The organism is Belliella calami, from assembly GCF_022549695.1.
In the GTDB taxonomy this organism is placed as follows: domain Bacteria; phylum Bacteroidota; class Bacteroidia; order Cytophagales; family Cyclobacteriaceae; genus Belliella; species Belliella calami.
The window spans coordinates 548429-566725 of sequence record NZ_JAKZGS010000001.1 but is presented as its reverse complement, the minus strand read 5'-3'; the positions used below and the strand labels follow the sequence as shown (position 1 = coordinate 566725).

The 18297-nt window shown below is 37.0% G+C and carries 22 protein-coding genes and 1 tRNA gene; 20 read left to right on the top strand and 3 right to left on the bottom strand.

The window, feature by feature from the left end; genetic code table 11:
• Positions 1 to 2: 2 nt before the first annotated feature.
• From MM236_RS02310 to MM236_RS02300, 3 genes are all read left to right on the top strand, one after another.
• Positions 3 to 443 (top strand): GNAT family N-acetyltransferase, encoded by a 441-nt coding sequence (locus MM236_RS02310; protein WP_241273315.1) that lies wholly within the window; start codon positions 3 to 5, stop codon positions 441 to 443.
• Positions 444 to 452: 9 nt separating this feature from the next.
• Positions 453 to 1526 carry an alanine racemase gene (locus tag MM236_RS02305; RefSeq protein ID WP_241273314.1) on the top strand — a complete coding sequence of 358 codons (1074 nt, stop codon included), beginning with the start codon at positions 453 to 455 and terminating at the stop codon, positions 1524 to 1526.
• 104 nt (positions 1527 to 1630) lie between these two features.
• Positions 1631 to 2233 (top strand): porin family protein, encoded by a 603-nt coding sequence (locus tag MM236_RS02300; protein ID WP_241273313.1) that lies wholly within the window; start codon positions 1631 to 1633, stop codon positions 2231 to 2233.
• Positions 2234 to 2309: 76 nt separating this feature from the next.
• On the opposite strand, the gene ruvC is transcribed toward MM236_RS02300, so the two are convergent.
• The gene (ruvC, locus tag MM236_RS02295) at positions 2310 to 2891 is read right to left on the bottom strand and encodes a crossover junction endodeoxyribonuclease RuvC (RefSeq protein WP_241273312.1); all 582 of its coding nucleotides are present in this window, start codon (positions 2889 to 2891) and stop codon (positions 2310 to 2312) included.
• Positions 2892 to 2912: 21 nt separating this feature from the next.
• Between ruvC and MM236_RS02290 the strand changes: the two genes are divergently transcribed.
• From MM236_RS02290 to MM236_RS02250, 9 genes are all read left to right on the top strand, one after another.
• Positions 2913 to 4025, top strand: coding sequence for a glycosyltransferase (locus tag MM236_RS02290; protein WP_241273311.1), 1113 nt, complete (start codon positions 2913 to 2915; stop codon positions 4023 to 4025).
• Between the two features lie 308 nt (positions 4026 to 4333).
• Entirely contained in the window at positions 4334 to 4588 is a 255-nt protein-coding gene (locus MM236_RS02285) for a hypothetical protein (protein WP_241273310.1), read from the top strand.
• A gap of 8 nt (positions 4589 to 4596) precedes the next feature.
• The gene (locus MM236_RS02280; RefSeq protein ID WP_241273331.1) at positions 4597 to 5808 is read left to right on the top strand and encodes a PP2C family protein-serine/threonine phosphatase; all 1212 of its coding nucleotides are present in this window, start codon (positions 4597 to 4599) and stop codon (positions 5806 to 5808) included.
• A gap of 4 nt (positions 5809 to 5812) precedes the next feature.
• Complete coding sequence (locus MM236_RS02275) at positions 5813 to 6439, top strand: polysaccharide deacetylase family protein (protein ID WP_241273309.1); 627 nt, start codon at positions 5813 to 5815, stop codon at positions 6437 to 6439.
• Entirely contained in the window at positions 6436 to 7539 is a 1104-nt protein-coding gene (locus MM236_RS02270) for a glycosyltransferase (RefSeq protein ID WP_241273308.1), read from the top strand. The genes MM236_RS02275 and MM236_RS02270 overlap by 4 nt, the downstream gene beginning before the upstream one ends.
• A 382-nt stretch (positions 7540 to 7921) precedes the next feature.
• Positions 7922 to 8710 carry a TatD family hydrolase gene (locus MM236_RS02265; protein WP_241273307.1) on the top strand — a complete coding sequence of 263 codons (789 nt, stop codon included), beginning with the start codon at positions 7922 to 7924 and terminating at the stop codon, positions 8708 to 8710.
• Positions 8700 to 9779 carry an asparaginase gene (locus MM236_RS02260; RefSeq protein WP_241273306.1) on the top strand — a complete coding sequence of 360 codons (1080 nt, stop codon included), beginning with the start codon at positions 8700 to 8702 and terminating at the stop codon, positions 9777 to 9779. The genes MM236_RS02265 and MM236_RS02260 overlap by 11 nt, the downstream gene beginning before the upstream one ends.
• A gap of 179 nt (positions 9780 to 9958) precedes the next feature.
• A tRNA-Ser gene (locus tag MM236_RS02255) sits at positions 9959 to 10048 on the top strand.
• Positions 10049 to 10394: 346 nt separating this feature from the next.
• Positions 10395 to 10838 (top strand): site-specific integrase, encoded by a 444-nt coding sequence (locus MM236_RS02250; RefSeq protein WP_369415180.1) that lies wholly within the window; start codon positions 10395 to 10397, stop codon positions 10836 to 10838.
• A gap of 472 nt (positions 10839 to 11310) precedes the next feature.
• Here the strand turns inward: MM236_RS02250 and MM236_RS02245 are convergent, their stop codons facing one another.
• Entirely contained in the window at positions 11311 to 12690 is a 1380-nt protein-coding gene (locus tag MM236_RS02245) for a Fic family protein (protein WP_241273305.1), read from the bottom strand.
• 295 nt (positions 12691 to 12985) lie between these two features.
• Here MM236_RS02245 and MM236_RS02240 point away from each other — a divergent pair, with 295 nt between their 5' ends.
• On the top strand, positions 12986 to 13129 hold the full coding sequence (locus MM236_RS02240; protein WP_241273304.1) for a hypothetical protein: 144 nt from the start codon (positions 12986 to 12988) through the stop codon (positions 13127 to 13129).
• 423 nt (positions 13130 to 13552) lie between these two features.
• Positions 13553 to 13879: a helix-turn-helix domain-containing protein gene (locus MM236_RS02235; RefSeq protein ID WP_241273303.1), complete on the top strand. Its 327-nt coding sequence runs from the start codon at positions 13553 to 13555 to the stop codon at positions 13877 to 13879.
• A gap of 56 nt (positions 13880 to 13935) precedes the next feature.
• Here the strand turns inward: MM236_RS02235 and MM236_RS02230 are convergent, their stop codons facing one another.
• Positions 13936 to 14751 (bottom strand): helix-turn-helix domain-containing protein, encoded by an 816-nt coding sequence (locus MM236_RS02230; protein ID WP_241273302.1) that lies wholly within the window; start codon positions 14749 to 14751, stop codon positions 13936 to 13938.
• Positions 14752 to 14866: 115 nt separating this feature from the next.
• On the opposite strand from MM236_RS02230, the gene MM236_RS02225 reads away from it, so the two are divergent.
• The 6 genes from MM236_RS02225 (at position 14867) to MM236_RS02205 (ending at position 18090) form a co-directional block, all read left to right on the top strand.
• Entirely contained in the window at positions 14867 to 15427 is a 561-nt protein-coding gene (locus MM236_RS02225; RefSeq protein WP_241273301.1) for a sugar O-acetyltransferase, read from the top strand.
• Between the two features lie 10 nt (positions 15428 to 15437).
• Positions 15438 to 15935: a cupin domain-containing protein gene (locus tag MM236_RS02220; RefSeq protein WP_241273300.1), complete on the top strand. Its 498-nt coding sequence runs from the start codon at positions 15438 to 15440 to the stop codon at positions 15933 to 15935.
• Positions 15936 to 16058: 123 nt separating this feature from the next.
• Positions 16059 to 16388, top strand: coding sequence for a nuclear transport factor 2 family protein (locus tag MM236_RS19755; RefSeq protein ID WP_369415179.1), 330 nt, complete (start codon positions 16059 to 16061; stop codon positions 16386 to 16388).
• A complete protein-coding gene (locus MM236_RS19835; RefSeq protein ID WP_241273299.1) occupies positions 16328 to 16495 on the top strand; it encodes an SDR family oxidoreductase in 168 nt (55 codons plus the stop codon). Before MM236_RS19755 ends, MM236_RS19835 begins: the two co-directional genes overlap by 61 nt.
• A gap of 19 nt (positions 16496 to 16514) precedes the next feature.
• Entirely contained in the window at positions 16515 to 17585 is a 1071-nt protein-coding gene (locus tag MM236_RS02210; RefSeq protein WP_241273298.1) for an alpha/beta hydrolase, read from the top strand.
• Positions 17586 to 17595: 10 nt separating this feature from the next.
• Complete coding sequence (locus MM236_RS02205; RefSeq protein WP_241273297.1) at positions 17596 to 18090, top strand: cyclophilin-like fold protein; 495 nt, start codon at positions 17596 to 17598, stop codon at positions 18088 to 18090.
• The last annotated feature ends 207 nt before the right edge of the window (positions 18091 to 18297 follow it).

The window sequence follows — 18297 nt, the reverse complement described above, 5'->3', positions numbered from 1 at the left end:
TAATGGTAAGTATAGAAACACTATCAGCAATAGACAATGCGACTTATTTACAAAAAAAGGAAATTGCAGACTTCTTATTCACGCATTTAGAACAATATGGAGATCCACATGTAGATATTATGAAATGTCTTGACTATGCATTAGATCAAGCTGTCGACAAAGGCGGGTTTACTGTTATGGCTAGAGAAAATGGCAATATCGTAGGAGCTGTAATTATGAACAGAACTGGCATGTCTGGATATATTCCTGAGAATATTTTGGTCTATATAGCTGTCGATGCAGCTCAGCGAGGAAAAGGAGTAGGTAAGAAACTTATGAAAACTGCAATTGACATGTCCAATGGAAACATTGCATTACATGTCGAACCAGATAACCCTGCCCGAAAATTATATGAAAGTCTTGGGTTTACCAATAAATATCTCGAGATGAGATTATCAAAATAAAAAAAAACAATGGCATTCTTAAATTTACATAGAGAAAAATTAAAACAAAACTTCGATTATCTCAAAAACTTATTTGAGGAAAACGAGATTTCGTGGGGTGTTGTGTCTAAGCTTTTCTGTGGAAATAGAGCTTATCTTAAAGAGCTGATTGACCTGGGAGTCAAAGAAATACACGACTCAAGAATTAGCAACCTTGCAAAGGTAAAAGAGATTAATCCTGAAATCCAAACCGTATATATCAAGCCAGCTTCAAAAAGGAACATTGAGAAAATGGTGAAGTATGCAGATGTCAGTCTCAACAGTGAATTGACTACAATTGGGTGGATAAGCGAAGAGGCTGTCAAACAAGGTAGGAAGCACAAGATCATCATAATGGTCGAAACTGGAGACCTTCGAGAAGGAGTAATGGGTGACCATTTGATTGATTTTTATTCAAAAATTTTCGAATTGCCAAATATCCAAATAGTTGGTTTGGGAACAAATCTCAATTGTCTGAACGGTGTCATGCCTTCTACAGACAAGCTTATTCAGCTTTCACTTTACAAACAGATTATCGAACTCAAGTTCAACATTGAGATTCCATGGGTTTCTGCAGGTACCTCAGTTACTATTCCATTGATGCTACATCAGCAGTTGCCAAAAGGAGTAAACCATTTTCGAATTGGGGAAACGCTATATTTCGGTGTTGATTTGTTTGAAGAAAAAATCATAGAAGGGATGAATGGAGATGTTTTTGAATTGAATGCTGAGATTATCGAAATGCAGGAAAAACCATTGCTTCCCTCTGGAGCTTTGGCAGCAAATCCCCAAGGTGAAATTGTCGAAATAGATGAGTCACTCTATGGAAAATCCTCATTTCGGGCAATTTTGGACATAGGACTGCTTGACGTAGATCCTAAATACCTTATACCAGAAGATGGTGAATTTGAGATATTAGGGGCAAGTTCTGATATGCTTATCTTGAATCTGGGACTGAATCCTTTAGGATATAAAGTTGGGGATTTGGTGAAGTTTAGCCTGAAGTACATGGGGGCATTGAGTATTATGAACTCAAGCTATGTTGATAAAAAAGTAAGTGATTGATTTGTAGATTAATAGTATTGGTTTGCTACCGCAATGTTAAATAATCATAATTTTTTGGCATGATCTTGGACAAGTATCCTTGTACAAACCAATTATTATTTACTATGAAAAAGTCAATTTTATTATTAGCAGTTATTGCTTTATTTTCATTTGAAATTCAAGCACAGAGCGTCCAGAGAAGTGATGCCGCTGGCGGATTCGGTATTAGAGGTGGTGTTAACTTTTTCAATTTTGGAGGAGAAGACGCTTCAAACAATGACTACACAAACAGAGCTGGATTTCATGCAGGGGTTTACACAAATCTATTCTTGGGTTCAAGAATTGCCCTCGAGCCAGGTGCTTATTTCTCTGTAAAAGGTACTCAAAATGATGGTATAGGCGATCCAAGAGCAATCTTGAATTATATTGATGTTCCATTGTTGCTTAGACTTTATGTTACAGATGGATTAAACATTTTCGGTGGGCCACAAGCTTCGTTTTTGATGTCTTCAAAGTTCGAAGGTGATTTCTTCGGAAGTACTTTCACTTATGACACAGACGCAATCACCAAAACAGATTTGGGATTTGTAGTAGGTTTGGGTTATAATCTTCCAAAAGGAGTTAATATCCAGGGAAGTTATGATTTCGGTACCTCTCCAGTGTTCAAAGATTCGAATGCAGCTATCTATAACAGAGGTTTCAAAGTTTCTTTAGGTTATAGTTTCTAATCTGAGTAGTTTGAAAAAAAAAATATTTGATCAAAAAAGCTGCCCAATGGAAATTGGGCAGCTTTTTTTTGTAGATTTATTTTAGGCCTTTTACCCGGTCAGGGTTTTCTTCCAGAAAAGATTTCCATCCTGCATTTCTGCCTCTAGTTTGGATTCTTCCATCGTGAAAATGATGGCACAGTGCCACTGCCAAAGCATCAGTAGCATCTAGAAGTTTTGGGATTTCTTTGATTTGAAGCAAAGTTTTGATCATTTCAGCTACTTGTTCTTTTGAAGCATTTCCATTGCCAGTTACGGATTGTTTGACCTTTTTTGGGGAATATTCTGTGATTGGAATTTCTCGGGAAAGGGCAGCAGCCATTGCTACTCCTTGGGCTCTACCAAGTTTGAGCATGGATTGTACATTTTCACCATAGAAAGGTGCTTCTAACGCCATAGAATCAGGTAAGAATTCATCTATGATACCAGTTACCCTCTCAAAGATCTTTTTGAGTTTCAGTTCATGGGTTTCATATTTTTTCAAATGAATCACACCAAATTGAATAACACTATATTTCTTTCCTTCTATCAAAATCAGCCCATAGCCCATTACATTTGTTCCTGGATCTATGCCTAAAATTATTTTTTCCTTTCCTTCTTTTTTCTCTACTTTACTCATTGATGCAATTTAATTGAATTCATGGTAATATTTTACCTAAGTATTGGCTTTGTTTATGTTTTTGCACTTTTCTTCTTTGGAAGGAAATGGGGAAAAACTGCAGTATCCGAAATACCCTCACCTATTGATCAGAAGGTGTCTGTTTTAATTCCTTTTAGAAATGAAGAGAAGAATTTGCCCATTATTTTTCAATCAATAGAAAACTTGAATTTCTTTCAATTAGAGGTTCTTTGGATTGATGATCATAGTGAAGATGATTCAGCTTTGATCTTGGGAAAATTGCTTGACCACTCCAATCCAAAATTTATTCATAAAGTTATCCAATCAAGTGGAAGAGGGAAAAAATCAGCGTTAAAACATGGAGTTGAGGCAGCTACAGGAGGAGTAATATTTACTACCGACGCAGACTGTATGTTGCCAGAATCATGGGTTATTGAAATGTTGAAGCCATTCTCAGACCCACAAATCCAATTTGTAGCCGGTCCAGTAATGACAAAAGAAAATGGTTCATTTTTTCAGAGATTTCAACAAATTGAATGGGCAAGTATCTTATTGGTGACTAAGGTAGCTTTTGAAAAACAATCACCATTGATGTGTAGTGGTGCTAATTTGGCTTATAGAAAAGAGGCTTTCCTGAGTGTGAATGGATACTTTGGTAATGAAGAAATTCTATCAGGAGATGATGAATTCCTAATGAAAAAAATAGTTGCTTTCTATGACCCCAAGGCTTTAGTTTACTTGGAGGGTTTTAAAAATCTTGTATTCACAAATTCGTTAACCCGTTGGTCTGAGCTTTATTCCCAGAGGATTAGATGGGCATCAAAGTGGAAGTCACACTCCTTGATACATTCGGTTTTTTCTTCTGTTCCTGTTTGTTATCAGTTGCTTTGGGTTAGTTCTTTATTTCTTCCTTTTTTCGAAGGGAAATTTGGGCTGTTGGCTTTATTAGTTGTTTGGATATTGAAGATTGGTATTGAATATTCTGTGTTGAAAAAGGTCACAGATTCATATGGGCTTAGATTAAGTTTTAAAGATTTTTTTATCACCAGCTTGATTCATCCAATTTATGTTTTAAAAACTGCAATTGGAGCTATCAAAGGAAGGTTTGAGTGGAAAGGGAGGAGTGTGAACTGAAATAGGTTTACGGTTTTGGGAAATATGATGATTTATTGCTTTTAAGTAAATCATAAAAGAGGGCAAGTTGTTGTGACTGCAACTTTTTGTTAATTGATGACGAATGAGGCCTTTCCAAGATCTGTCATTTTTATAAGCGTTTTGTTTTTATATCTAATCAACTGTTCCCTCAAGTTTTGATTTTTGCAAAACACAATTCAAAAGAGATTGCTAACTTTGGAGAAATATAATTAGATTTTCCGTCCATTTGCGGGCAAAATAAAATTCCACCATTAAAAACTATAAATTAGCTGATATTCCACACTATTATGACAGAAGAAGAGTTTGATTTATTGGACGAGTTATACTTTGTACAGCACTTTGATTATTTAAAAGATATCCTAGGTTGGGAAGAGGAATTGCTTTTGGCTAACTTGCAGTCTTTATTGGACAAGGATTATATCAAGTGTCTCTATAAGCCTGACGAAGAGGTGTTTGATAAGATCAGCAGTTTAAAAGAATCAGGCAAAACATACTATTACTTAGCTACCAAAAAGGGGCTAATGAATCACAATTCTATTTGAACAATCCATTGACTACAGAAACAGTAAAATATCAACGCAAAGAACTTGAACTTAAGGCCTTGTTAGAAATAACGCAGGCGATCAATGAAAATAAAACGTCATCGGTTTTATTGAATATTTTCAAATTTACCTGTTTGGTACATCTCAATATCCGATCACTTTTGCTTTATGTGGTTGACCACGAAGGATACAGACAAAATATCTCCCATGGTATAAAAGGTGCAGTGCCTGACTTAATTCCACTGGAAAAAGTAAAAGACAATAAAGAGACAGGAGAGTTGAATATCATAGTTGACGAAGGTTTTTCGTTTAATGAACTGGAGACTTATTTGCCTGTTTATCACAAGGAGAAAATGTTGGCGATCTTGTTTTTGATGAAAAAAGATGAGTCGCTTGAGTTGGATCTTGATTTTACGCAAGCTTTGACTAATATTCTTGTGGTTGCGCTTGAAAACAAGCGGTTTGCGAGGAGACAATTGGAGCAGGAGCGGTTGAAAAAAGAGGTGGAAATAGCTTCTAGTGTGCAAAGGATGTTATTTCCTGCAAATCTCCCCCAGAATGGTAAACTCAAAGCAAAAGTAACCTATATACCACATTCTACAGTAGGTGGTGATTATTACGATTTGATCCAAAAATCAGAAGACGAAGTGTTTTTTTGCATAGCAGATGTTTCTGGCAAAGGAATGCCTGCAGCTTTATTGATGTCTAATTTTCAAGCCGCCTTGAGGACATTGCTGAGAAGTTCTTCTGATCTGAAAATGATCGTAGAGCAATTGAATTATACCATTTTTGAAAATACTGCCGGCGAAAGGTTTATTACCTTCTTTTTGGGTTCATACAATTACAAAACTAGGGAGTTGAACTATGTGAATGCAGGCCACAATCCACCAATACTTTATTGGGAAGGAGAAAGGAGAAGCGAGATCTTGGAAGCTGGGACGACTATTTTGGGAGCTTTTGATTCTTTGCCTTTTCTGGAAATAGGTAAGCGGTCTCATCTGAAAGGTTTCAGTATCCATTTGTATACCGATGGATTGACAGAAAACTTCAATGACAAAGATGAAGAGTATGGAGACGAAAGGTTTGGGAAATTTGTAAAGAAACAAGTTTGTGTTGATCCTGAAGAATTTCACATAGCATTTTTCAAGGAGCTCGAAGCTTTTTCAAATGGTGTGGATAGGATGGATGATATTACTTTAATGAGCTTAAGATTTCAGTAGAATTATGGTGATTCATCATGTGCCAGATTTGATTCCTAAGCTTTTCAAGCATTATACTTGGCACAAAGACAGGTCAAAGAAAAAGATTTATTTAACTTTTGATGATGGGCCAGTTCCAGAGGTGACGGAATTCGTTTTGGAACAATTGGATCGCTTTGGTATGAAAGCTACGTTTTTTGTAGTAGGGGACAATGTCAGGAAATCACCTAGCTTGGCAAAGCAAATAGTAGCAAATGGACACGGAATTGGCAACCATACATATCACCATCTTAATGGGTACAAAACTCCTACGGATATATATATCCACGATGTTTTTTGTTGTCAAAAAGTATTGAATGATGAATTGGGATTGGAATCTAGACTTTTTAGGCCTCCATATGGTCGAATTACCAAAAACCAATTCAAAGCCCTGAGTCCTGAGTTTGAAGTTGTGATGTGGGATGTCCTTTCAGGGGATTATGATCCAAACCAATCTTGCCAGAAATGTCTTGAAAAGACTATAAAATATTCCCAAAATGGCTCTATTGTTGTTTTTCATGATCAGATTAAGACCAAATCTGTATTGAAAGAAATTTTGGTGGATTATTTGCGATATATTAAGGATTCTGGTTTTGAAACTGATCTTCTATGATAGCATTAGAAATAATTGGTGTAATGCTTCTTCTTTCCCAAAATTTATTTTTGGGAATTCTTCTTAGGACAAATTTCAAGAATTATTCAAAAGGTAAGGGAAGGGATTTTCCGTCGATCACAATTTTGGTTAGCTGTAGAAATGAAGCAATAAATCTACCTAGATGTTTGGAAGCTTTGGAAGCTTTGGATTATCCAGAAAATAAGCTGCAGATAATAGTGGGGGATGACAACAGTACAGACCAAACAGCTTCGATTCTAAAATCATGGGTAGCAGGTAAGAGCTATGCTGAATTTTATAGCGTAGAAGAAAACCGTGGGCCAAAAAAGATGAATGGCAAGGCAAATGCACTCTCCCAAATGATCAATAAAGCAACGGGTTCCCTGTTGTTGTTCACAGATGCTGATTGTAAAGTTCCCAGTACTTGGGCTACCATTATGGTTTCGGCGGCTTTGAATGCCGAAGCTGGATTTGTCACTGGTGTTACTACAGTGAAGCACGAAGGAATGCTTTCAACATTACAGGATGTAGATTGGACTTTCACTTTAGGAATGCTGAAAGTCTTGTCTGATATTGGCCTATCTGTCACCTCTATGGGGAATAATATGCTTGTTTCAAAAGAGGCATACAATGCTGTGGGAGGATTCGAAGGAATTCCTTTCTCCTTGACAGAAGACTTTACAATAGCTTCTGCTATTCAGACAGAGGGGTTTTATGGTTATCATCAAATATGCGAAGAGAATCTGATAGAAACCAAAGCGCAACCAACTCTTTCGAGCCTCCTAGAGCAGCGTAAAAGATGGATGAATGGAGCTATGAAGTTGCCCATTACAATAAAAATACTTTTGGCACTCCAGGCTTTGTTTTTGCCACTTGTTTTGCTTTTGATTTATAATTATATTTTTCTTGGGTGGTTGTTTTGGTTTCTAAAATGGTCTTTACAGTCTTATTTCATTTATGAGATGAAAAAGAAAATGAACCAAAGAATCATCCTAAAACATTTAATAGCATTTGAAATATATTATCTTTTTACAGCTTGGGCGACGATACTTTATTATTTTTGGCCTTCCAAAACAAATTGGAAGGGTAGGAAATATTAAAGAATTGAAAAATTGGTAGATTACAAGAATAGGGTTTTTAAGATTGGAACGTTTGAAAGATGTAAAATTGGCCGCTTCAAGAAGCGGGTTGTTTTTTCTTCTTTCCAAATGACTTTGCTGTTTTGGTGTTATGTCAAAGGTAAAGTTGCGTTTGATTGAATAGTGTTTGACCTTAAAAAAGCCAGTTCACCTCAGGAGAATTAAACTTGGTTTAAGTTTAAAGGAGAGTAATAAATTTATAAAATTCACCTTGGTGAAAGATTGGACCGAAATCCATTTCACTCATTCGTAAATTCTAGATTGACACAAAACAATATTAAGCTTTATATCTAAAATCTAAAATCAAATATTTCAAGTCTCATAACTATAATAATTAATACAAATGCTACACCCATTTTCAGATACGCATGCACATATATATTCATCAAAGTATGATTCCGATAGAGAAGATGTAATTAGGGAGACTTTTGATAATGGCGTGCAGAGGATCTTCATGCCAAATGTGGATGTGGAAACGATAGATTCGATGCTTGAAGTTGAGCTCAATCATCCCCAAAAATGTATTCCCATGATGGGTTTGCATCCATGTGATGTAAAGAAAGATTTTGAAAAATCTCTCTATATCATGGAAGAATGGATAAATAAAAGGGATTTTGCAGGGATAGGTGAGACAGGATTGGATTTGTACTGGGATAAGACTTTTTTTGAACAACAAAAAGAAGCGCTTCGTATCCAAATACAATGGGCAAAAGATAAGAAATGGCCAATCATTCTGCATTGCAGAGAATCTATGGATGAAACTATTGAAATCATCAAAGAAATGAATGGAGTTGATTTGTTTGGGATATTTCATTGTTTTACTGGAAGTGTCACGCAAGCAAATCAAATCATAGAAATGGGATTTAAACTTGGTATTGGTGGTGTGTCAACCTATAAAAATGGAGGTTTGGATAAAGTTCTACCTGAAATAGGTCTTGATCATTTGGTTTTGGAAACCGATGGTCCTTATCTTGCACCAATCCCTCATCGTGGAAAAAGGAATTCACCTGCCTACATACCAATTATAGCCCAACGAGTTGCGGATCTTTGCCAAACAAGCTTAGAGGAGGTTTCTCGAATTACTCAAAATAACACAAACCTTATATTCCATCATTTCAACCATGAATTATAAGATAGTAAGATTAAATACTGCAGCCAAAAGTGAGATCACATCATCTGTATTGATAATATATACTGGAGGGACACTTGGGATGGCCTATGATGATAGTGGCTCCTTAGTCCCATTTAATTTTGGGCAAATCTTGGATAAAATCCCGACTATGACCAGTATGAATGCGGCAATTACAGTCATATCATTTCCCGAACCTATCGACTCTTCAAATGTCAACATGAGCCATTGGGTGGATATGGCATATATCATTTATGAGAATTATGATAGTTATGATGGATTTGTAGTGCTTCATGGCACTGATACCATGGCTTATTCAGCGTCTATGTTAAGTTATATGCTGAAAGGGTTAAGTAAGCCAGTGATTTTTACTGGAGCACAACTTCCTATCTCTGCCATGAGGTCTGATGCTAGGGAAAATTTGATGACCTCCCTAGAAATAGCAATGGCAAAGGCTAACGGAAAGCCAATAGTGCCGGAAGTATGTATTTTCTTTAATCATATGCTATTGAGAGGAAATAGAGCAAAGAAAGTACAAAGTGTACATTTCGATGCATTTGAGTCAGAAAACTACCCACCATTAGCTGAGTCAGGCATTATCATAGACTATAATTATGCTGCAATAAAGCCATTTGAAGAAGGGAAGAAATTGAGGTATTTCAATCGTTTGGACAATAGGGTGATGGTTTTGAAGCTGTTTCCAGGTATTACCCAGAATGTTATCGAGAGTTGTTTTGCGACAAAAGGACTACGTGGGGTTGTGTTGGAAACTTATGGGTCAGGGAACAGTCCAAGTGAAACATGGTTTATCCAAACAATGGAAAAGGCAGTAAAAAAAGGTTTGATTATTTTAAATGTTTCACAGTGTAATGGAGGACGCGTGATTCAAGGAAGGTACGAGACCAGTAAGGATATGAAGCGGATTGGGGTTTTGAGTGGAGGTGATATTACTACAGAAGCTGCTATTACCAAGATGATGTTCTTGCTCGCCAACGAAAGCAATGATTCAGAAATCAGAAGAAAATTGATAACACCGATTGCGGGAGAGATGTCATTGACAGCCCAGAATTAAAATGGCTGTTAATTTTAGAGAATGATTGATTCAGCAAAGTTTTTATAGCGTTATAAATCAACATGATAGTTTTGGAATATTGTTGATTTTGAAATTTGGATAAAATTATAAATAGGGAAAAACAGTATAAAGTTTGCTTTGGCTGAAATTTATAATTTTCTTTGCAGTCCGAAACAACTAGAGAGGTGTCCGAGTGGTTGAAGGAGCACGCCTGGAAAGCGTGTATACCCGTGAGGGTATCGAGGGTTCGAATCCCTTCCTCTCTGCCAGAATGGCTTTCAATCAGTATAAAATCTCCAAATTCGAAGAGATTTAAAATTTGAAAGACTAACCAAAGATTATTAAAAAGTGTGTTTAAAGCGTTTAAAGCGAGATTTTAACCACAAAAACATCAAAATTCTTTATCAAAAGCCTACAATCCGAAGATTGTGGGCTTTTTGTTTTTGGTGCCTAAATCACCAAATTTTTCAAAAATCCCCATAATTTAAATGCGTCATTCGTGTAGTTCTCGATTTTAAAAAAAAGACGCATTGAAAACGGTATAATCAATTGATTAGCAACATGTTCTGTGATAAAACATCTTGTTTGAAACTAGGTAATTTTCGAAATTTATTCATGTTATTAAACGTCAAAAACCTTAGAAAATCCCATATCCAAATAGGTATTGATGGGGAGCAATGGATATTCACTCAAAGACAGAAGACAGAAACGCCAACAAGGTTACCACTACTTCCCCAGGCTTTGGCTATCGTCAATAAATATGAATCTCATCCACAATGTATCAGCAAAGACTGTCTTTTGCCAGTTTTGAGTAATCAAAAGATGAATTCTTATCTCAAGGAAATCGCTGATGTTTGTGGAATCGATAAACCTCTCACATTTCATATAGCCCGCCACACTTTTGCAACAACAATAACCTTGGGAAATTGTGTTCCGATAGAGACTGTATCCAAAATGCTTGGACATAAATCTTTGAAGCAGACACAACACTATGCGAAAATCCTTGACACAAAAATCAGTTCAGATATGAAAAAGTTAAGGGGTATATTGGAAGAATGAGAACAACGGAAAACTGTATTTTGCTGGGAAATACATGCATTAAGCTACTTAAGAACTTATATTGATGGGAAAAGCCAACATAGATTATGCGAAAATGTCCGACAAAGTCAGTGTTGCACACATCGGTCTCTTTATTAAGCACATAAGAAGTAAGCAAAATTAAACAAATGCAAAACTAGCAGAGATGTCGGGTTAAAATAGCTGGATTTTAAGTCAAATAAAAAATGATGAATCAGTAACTTCAAATTACTTTGAGTTAAAATATTAGTTGGAAACGTAGTTAGCAGGAAAGGAGGTGTTTTTGTATCAATCTTTAGAATATAAAAAAGAAGCCTACATAAATTAAATTTAACGAATGACCAAAAAGAGGGGGCATATCAACCTCTCTTTTTTATTTGAAATGTAGCGATTCATTAGGATAGGAGGTATGGCTGAAAATCTATTTGTATTTTTCATTTTTCCGATTAATTTTTTAAGATCCCCAGTGCTTTTTCCATGCCGTAAACTCAGAAGGTTTAATTCGATAGCGTACAAAATTCCCTTCATGAAGTCCCAAAATCTCAATGGCAACCACCTCATTGAATTTCAACTGATCTTCGATAGGAAGCTTTTGAGATTCTGTATTAACTACCTTGGATGCTTCTGCTTTTCCAATCGCATTTCTGACAATATTCGCTACAGTATCGCGTATTTCTTCCCGATATTTCATTCGGAATGGATCGGGTTCTCCAATTGATTGACGGATCGCTGCATAGCGTAATGCGGATCGCTGATAAGCCCATAAAAACACATCTTTGAATAACTCGATGCGATTTAATTCATAGATGCCAAGCAACCCTTTGATATAACTTTCTTCAGGAACATCAATAAATGAAAGGGGGGCAAGATTTTGACGGTTAAATGGCAGGTTTGCAGCCAATCTAGAAACGCGCTTATTGACATCATCAAAAGGTTGCAAATAGGGGAGTTGTACAAGTATGAAAAAAGCCTGCTCAAATGGGTTTTCTATCTGTCTTGCTTTTTCTAGGATTAGATCAAAAAACTCTTCAATTAATTGTGGTATTCCTAGTGGAGTGAAAACTGAATTTGTTATTCCCACCCCAAATACTCGAAGTCTTCCTGAGGCAGCTGGATTGGAAAGTAAGTTGTTAGAAAGTAAGGCATGTAAGTTGAGAATTGTGTATCGATTGAAATCCACTTCATTTGATGAATCCACCAAAAGCTCAATGGCCTCCTTGTGATTGAGAATCATTTGTGTCTCTTTGGCAGATTTGTCGGTTGCAACCTGGCCCTCATGAATTAGCAATTCGGTATCGAGTAAGGAATACGTATTACCTTCCAAACGGCTAGAGTTCCATGAAAGGTCGATTAAAAGCCTGCTTAATATTTCACGAGCATAAGTTCCAGCGGGCTGTTCATCATTATGCGTTTTTCCCCATTCTGCTAGCTTTTGCTTTTCTTCGATACTGAGATAGCTGTCAATATTTGGACGATAGTTTTCTAAAAATGAGCGTTCATACCCCACTGGTGTTCTTTGGATTTCAGGACGGGATAACAAGGCTAAAATAGACTTTCCTTCTTTTGAAAGAGGGATAGGCGCTAGGTTTTCCTCTGTTGAATTAATCTTACTTGAATCATGATTTTTTTCAGCAATGTTTGCATGGTATCTTGTGGATCGAGCTTCTCCACTTATATGTATAAGTTTTTTTTCTTTAAGGCTTGAAAGTCTTCTTTGAAGAGTTCTTTTTTCAATTTGAAATGGTAGTAAGATAAGTAGTTCCTCTATTCCTAAACCATTGGAGGATGAGGCAATTGTTTCTTCAATTATCCGCAGTTCATTTTGGTTTCCCATGTCGTGATTTTTAATATTGCGACAAAATTAATAAACAATTGACGCAATAATAGGGTTTTGTCATGATAATTGTCGCGATACAGAATATTGCGACAAAATTGTGTCGTAAAAATTCAATAAAGTCAGTTATTTTTCTTTGAATTATCCCTGCAATATTATTCAATGTGAGCTTCTTAAAAATGAAAGAAAAATGTCTTGATTGGGGGTTCTGTAGGAGCTTCCAATTTTGGTGACTGAAATGTTTGCAATTGCATTAAGGTAGATCACAATTTGAGAAATAAAAAAGTCAATAGGTATGAAAAACACGTTAAGTATTTTTTCATTTTGTCCATCGGATAAATACCCAAGCTATTTGGAACAATTAGAATACATCCTATTTACCCCAAGTTCAAATGATTGGTTCGAAAAGAAATTTTGGGCTTTAGAGGAGAAGCTCTAAAACCAAATCCAGTCCTATAGTTCAGCAAAAGAAGATTGGATATCCCTTAAGGAATTTATGAAGGAGATTGATGTCAAGTCCCACTGTTTTATATCAAAAACCGAAGCCATCGAAGAAGGTAGGGGATTGAATTAAAATCGGTTTTTCTAAGGAAAAGGAGATATATCCATAGACAGGAAGTTGATAAGAACTTTACAGAGGTTTATGATTTGAGGTTAAAGAAAGAGAGGTGATTTTGGCAATACCTAGGTTATCGGCAAGTAGAAATTAATCAGAGGGGTAATTGACAACAATTGAATTCTTTTCGAAGAAGCTTTTCTCAGTTTAAATTTATATATTTTGATATTCGTAATTCGCGAATCGCAAATAGTAGTATTAAGTAGGAAAAAGCATAATGGGATGCGTCCCCAAGATATCGTAGTTTTGTTGAAAATCGTAGCCTTAAAGCATGATGATTGGTATAACGCCGATTTAGCTCAACCATTAAAAATCAGTCCGTCTGAAATATCAGAGGCATTGAATAGATGCAAAATTGCGGGCCTGATTGATTCAAAAAAGCGAAAAGCAAATATTAATTCCTTCATAGAATTTCTAATCTATGGTCTTAGATATGTATTCCCTACACAACCTGGATCAATTGTAAAAGGAATACCAACTGCTCACTCTGAATCCCCAATAAAAGAGCCAAATTTTCCTTCTCTCAAAATCCCCAATATTTACCAGTGGTTTAATTTACTGGCGTTTTTTTGAATTCAAATATTCGCCAAAATTCTAGCCAATGCTCAAAAAAAATCTTGTAAGTCTTTTTATATCCGTTCACGATATTCTTTCGGAGTAACTCCCAGTAGTTTCTTTACATAGCGGGTGAAGAACGAACGGCTCGAAAAATCCATTTCATCGGCAATTTCAGAAATATTCAGGTTCTTGTTTTGCAACAAAAACATGATTCGCTCTTTGGTATATCGTTGTATCCATTCCGAAGCGGTAATCTGCGTATTGACTTTACAAATATAATTAAGATACTTTGGTGTAATGTTCAGCTTATCGCTGTAAAACCGTACTTCACGCTCTTTCATACAATGCTCCTGTACTAACTGCATAAACTGCTCGTAAAGTGTTCCGCTTTGCAAACTACGTTTACGTCTGTCAAGCTCATCTTCAAAAATATGCCACATTTCCAAAAGGAAAAGTTGCATTTGGAGTTTCAACATTTCTTCGTAAAAGCGATGGTTTGTTTCCTGTGATTTATCGTACAGCAACTGGAAATTTTTTAAGATTTTCTCTTTGTCTTTTTTTTCAGGGTGTAAAATCGGATTTTCTTTGGAATGTATGTAGCTATCAATACTCACATTCGCACTTGGCAAATTCGATGTCAATAAATCACTGTCCACAAATAACATTGTTGCCTTAAAATTGGCTGAAAAAGACAAATCCGAAACACGAAGACCTGCGAGCCAAAAAATAAATTCTCCTTTTTTACCCTGGTATTGCTTGTCGTTGAACACAAACTTTACAGTTCCACTTTGGCAGTAAATATGCGTGTGGAAGCGGGTTTGAAATTCATCGGGAAACTGAGCCTTTGACGCTGTTTTGTGAAGTATAACTTTTTGATTTACTGACATATTCATTCAGATAAGAAGCAACTATCAAATATAAGTGATATTTGACATTTATTGCGACATTAATGTAACATAATGCTTCTGTTTTGCAGCTACCTTTGCATTAAATAATAATGCAATGCAAACAACAGATATTTTTGAACGATTGAAAAAGGGAGAAACCATTCTGCCTAGCGATCCTCAGGCCTACAGAATGCTCGAGGAGTCATATGTCACCAGAAAATTGCTGGTGCAGATGAACCATGCTACAGATCCTAAAGAAATCAGGGATTTACTGAGCCAAATCACAGGTTCAGAAATTGATGAAAGCGTTGACGTGTTTACCCCCTTGTACATCAATTACGGCAAGCATACCAAAATTGGTAAAAACGTTTTTATAAATTTCGGTTGCACTTTTCTGGACTTGGGGGGTATTACCATAGATGAATGTGTACTTCTAGCTCCCAACGTAAGCCTGCTATCCGAAAGTCATCCGATAGATCCTGAAAACCGACACGCATTGATTCCCAAAGCAATACACATAAAGAAGAATGCGTGGATTGGTGCAGGAGCAACTATTTTACAAGGGGTAACCGTTGGCGAAAACTCGGTGGTTGCAGCGGGTTCTGTTGTTTCTAAAGACGTTCCCGACAATGTTATCGTGGGAGGTACTCCTGCAAAAATCATCAAGGGAATTTAAAACATGCACAATGAAAACCACAAAAATACTCGCAGCTGTCATCCTTTTATTTATATGGCAGGGCTGTAATTCCAAGAATAAAAAACAAAACAATATGGAACAGGACGAAACTGCATTGAATAACATTTTTCCAATAGGTGAAAAAGGTTCAGCGGAATGGTTTACCGGGGATGCCTATCCCACAAGCCTGCTGGAAGCAGATTCCATTTATACTACACTTGCTGGCAATGTGTACTTTGAACCCGGTGCGAGGAGCAATTGGCATACCCACCCATCCGGACAGATTTTGATTATTACTGATGGTATTGGCTATTTTCAGATTGAAGGACAACCCATTGAAGTCATGAAAAAGGGAGATGTGGTAAAGTTCCCCCCTAATATCCGGCATTGGCACGGGGCAAGTCCTGATGTAGGAGTACAGCAACTTTATATTATTCCCAATACGGAACAGGGGATTGTAGAATGGATGGAAGCCGTGACGGATGAGGAATACAACAAGAAGAGCTAGTTTCTTTGAAAAACTAGATTAAAGAAATTCTACAAAAAAAATGACCATGCAAAACCAGCTAGAAAGTATAAAAACAACCCCTCTTATGCGAAGAGGCTTTTTAAAAGCAGCGAATTTAAAATTGTGCAGGATTGGTACAGCGCTAATGGCAAAATACCTTGCTTAGAAACCTTATGGTCATGTACAACTAACGGTCAAACAGATGATGCACATCAAGAGGTTTTAGCCGCTCATGAAAAACGTAGGCAGGCCACGCTCAATGGAGATGCAAATACTGTAGCTTCCATGATGACCGATGACCTTACCTTCACACATGCGAACGCAGTAGTGGAGTCGAAAGAGCAATTTGTTGAAGCCTTGGAAACCCAAAGGTTACAATACAGGGCACTCACTTGGAACATATTACCGAGTCGGATGTCCAGCAGGCAAACAAAGATTATGTGGGAGAAGTAGGAATAAGCCCTGACAGTTTTGCGCGAGTCGTTGCGTTTGCCATCAGCCAGCCAGAAGATGTGGATATCAATGAAGTTATCTTCCGGCCTACTGCTCAAGAGCTTTAATCTCAAAAATAGAATAGCTATGAAAAATTTAATAGTAATCCTGGCACTCGCAACATTAGGCATGTCGTATGGTGAGGAAAAGTCAAGTCAAATAATCTTAGAAACAACAATGGAACCAGCTACATCAGCAGTTTCAGAGCCATCAGCAAAATACACTTTCCAATTAAGTGATAAAGTAACACGTAAAAAAGTTACCTTCAAAAACCGATACGGAATTGAACTTACTGGCGATTTATACCTTCCAAAAGATGGTGGCAATAATTTGTCGGCATTGGCAATTAGCGGGCCTTTCGGTGCGGTAAAAGAACAATCCTCAGGTTTGTATGCCAACCAAATGGCAGAACGTGGTTTTGCAGTCCTTGCGTTTGACCCCTCCTATACAGGCGAGAGCGGTGGAGAACCCCGAAACGTTGCATCGCCGGATATAAACACAGAAGATTTCAGTGCGGCAGTAGATTTTCTCGGAATTCAAGAAAATATTGACAGGAATAGAATAGGCATCATTGGTATCTGCGGATTTGCAGGTTTTGCCCTAAACGCTACAGCCGTGGACAAACGTGTAAAAGCGGTGGCCACCACAAGTATGTACGATATGAGTAGGGTAAATGCAAATGGTTATTTTGATGCCATCACACCCGAGCAACGCACTCAATTGTTAGAGCAAATGGGTGAACAACGATGGAAGGATGCGGAAAATGGAACGTTTGCTCCATCCTCAAATAACCTTCCTGACAAATTGCAGGGAAATGAACCCAAATTTGTAAAAGAGTACTTCGATTATTACAAAACCTCCCGTGGTTTTCATCCGAATTCATTAAACTCAAATGGTGCCTGGACAGCGACAACCCCCTTACCGTTTATGAATATGCCATTGCTGACCTACATAAATGAAATTTCACCAAGACCGGTGTTTTTAATTGCAGGAGAAGATGCACACTCCCGTTACTTTAGCGAAGATGCCTTTAAAGCAGCAGCCGAGCCAAAGGAATTGATGATTATCCCTGACGCAGTTCACGTGGATCTATATGATAAAATAGAAGTCATTCCTTTTGATAAATTAGAAAAGTTTTTCAAAGAACATTTAAAATAACAACAGGGTGATGAAACGTTCATTTTCAATGATGTTGGTATTTGTTTCATTTCTTGTCAGTGGTGCGTCCTCTTGCAACCAAGACGATGACAATATCAACATGGAGAATAAAACACCAATGGCTAACGGAAAAATCAAAATAACGGTCAATTCACAAACCTTTACGGCTACCCTTTTGGACAATAATTCCGCAATGGCATTCAAGGAGATGCTTCCGATGACTGTAGAAATGATTGAACTGAACAGGAATGAAAAGTATGTCCGCCTTCCGGAAAACCTTCCTACCAACGCCTCAAATCCCGGAACTATTCATCCCGGTGATTTGATGCTTTACGGTTCCAATACGGTTGTGCTCTTTTACGAGGGCTTGAATACTTCATACAGCTATACCCGAATGGGGAAAATAGATGATCCTTCAGGGTTAAGAAATGCATTGGGAACAGGTAATGTGACGGTTACTTTTGAAATGGATAAGAATTCAGCATTGTTAGGCCTTAATAAATAAATTGGTTTCTAAATGCCTGAAAACATTCTATTTCTCAGGAGCTGGGAGTTTGAGCAAGTTCTGTCCAGTCATAAGTAGAGGGATTTCAATTGATAGTAAAGGGATTTTTTAGGTTAGGTTATATAAAAAAGATGGATAAGCTTTTTCATCTCGTGTGGGGAGTCGATTTTGATTTCTTCCAATTAGTGAACTGCCCATCAATTACAC

What these genes read in the sequence shown, in the direction of transcription:
- MM236_RS02270 (WP_241273308.1), top strand. Translation starts at nt 6,436, where the DNA reads ATGATAGCATTAGAAATAATTGGTGTAATGCTTCTTCTTTCCCAAAAT.
- MM236_RS02225 (WP_241273301.1), top strand. Translation starts at nt 14,867, where the DNA reads ATGCAAACAACAGATATTTTTGAACGATTGAAAAAGGGAGAAACCATT.
- MM236_RS02240 (WP_241273304.1), top strand. Translation starts at nt 12,986, where the DNA reads ATGAAAAACACGTTAAGTATTTTTTCATTTTGTCCATCGGATAAATAC.
- MM236_RS02230 (WP_241273302.1), bottom strand. Translation starts at nt 14,751, where the DNA reads ATGTCAGTAAATCAAAAAGTTATACTTCACAAAACAGCGTCAAAGGCT.
- MM236_RS02290 (WP_241273311.1), top strand. Translation starts at nt 2,913, where the DNA reads ATGGTAATATTTTACCTAAGTATTGGCTTTGTTTATGTTTTTGCACTT.
- MM236_RS02305 (WP_241273314.1), top strand. Translation starts at nt 453, where the DNA reads ATGGCATTCTTAAATTTACATAGAGAAAAATTAAAACAAAACTTCGAT.
- MM236_RS02220 (WP_241273300.1), top strand. Translation starts at nt 15,438, where the DNA reads ATGAAAACCACAAAAATACTCGCAGCTGTCATCCTTTTATTTATATGG.
- MM236_RS02300 (WP_241273313.1), top strand. Translation starts at nt 1,631, where the DNA reads ATGAAAAAGTCAATTTTATTATTAGCAGTTATTGCTTTATTTTCATTT.
- MM236_RS02205 (WP_241273297.1), top strand. Translation starts at nt 17,596, where the DNA reads ATGAAACGTTCATTTTCAATGATGTTGGTATTTGTTTCATTTCTTGTC.
- MM236_RS02265 (WP_241273307.1), top strand. Translation starts at nt 7,922, where the DNA reads ATGCTACACCCATTTTCAGATACGCATGCACATATATATTCATCAAAG.
- MM236_RS02310 (WP_241273315.1), top strand. Translation starts at nt 3, where the DNA reads ATGGTAAGTATAGAAACACTATCAGCAATAGACAATGCGACTTATTTA.
- MM236_RS02210 (WP_241273298.1), top strand. Translation starts at nt 16,515, where the DNA reads ATGAAAAATTTAATAGTAATCCTGGCACTCGCAACATTAGGCATGTCG.
- ruvC (WP_241273312.1), bottom strand. Translation starts at nt 2,891, where the DNA reads ATGAGTAAAGTAGAGAAAAAAGAAGGAAAGGAAAAAATAATTTTAGGC.
- MM236_RS02260 (WP_241273306.1), top strand. Translation starts at nt 8,700, where the DNA reads ATGAATTATAAGATAGTAAGATTAAATACTGCAGCCAAAAGTGAGATC.
- MM236_RS02245 (WP_241273305.1), bottom strand. Translation starts at nt 12,690, where the DNA reads ATGGGAAACCAAAATGAACTGCGGATAATTGAAGAAACAATTGCCTCA.
- MM236_RS02285 (WP_241273310.1), top strand. Translation starts at nt 4,334, where the DNA reads ATGACAGAAGAAGAGTTTGATTTATTGGACGAGTTATACTTTGTACAG.
- MM236_RS02275 (WP_241273309.1), top strand. Translation starts at nt 5,813, where the DNA reads ATGGTGATTCATCATGTGCCAGATTTGATTCCTAAGCTTTTCAAGCAT.
- MM236_RS02250 (WP_369415180.1), top strand. Translation starts at nt 10,395, where the DNA reads ATGTTATTAAACGTCAAAAACCTTAGAAAATCCCATATCCAAATAGGT.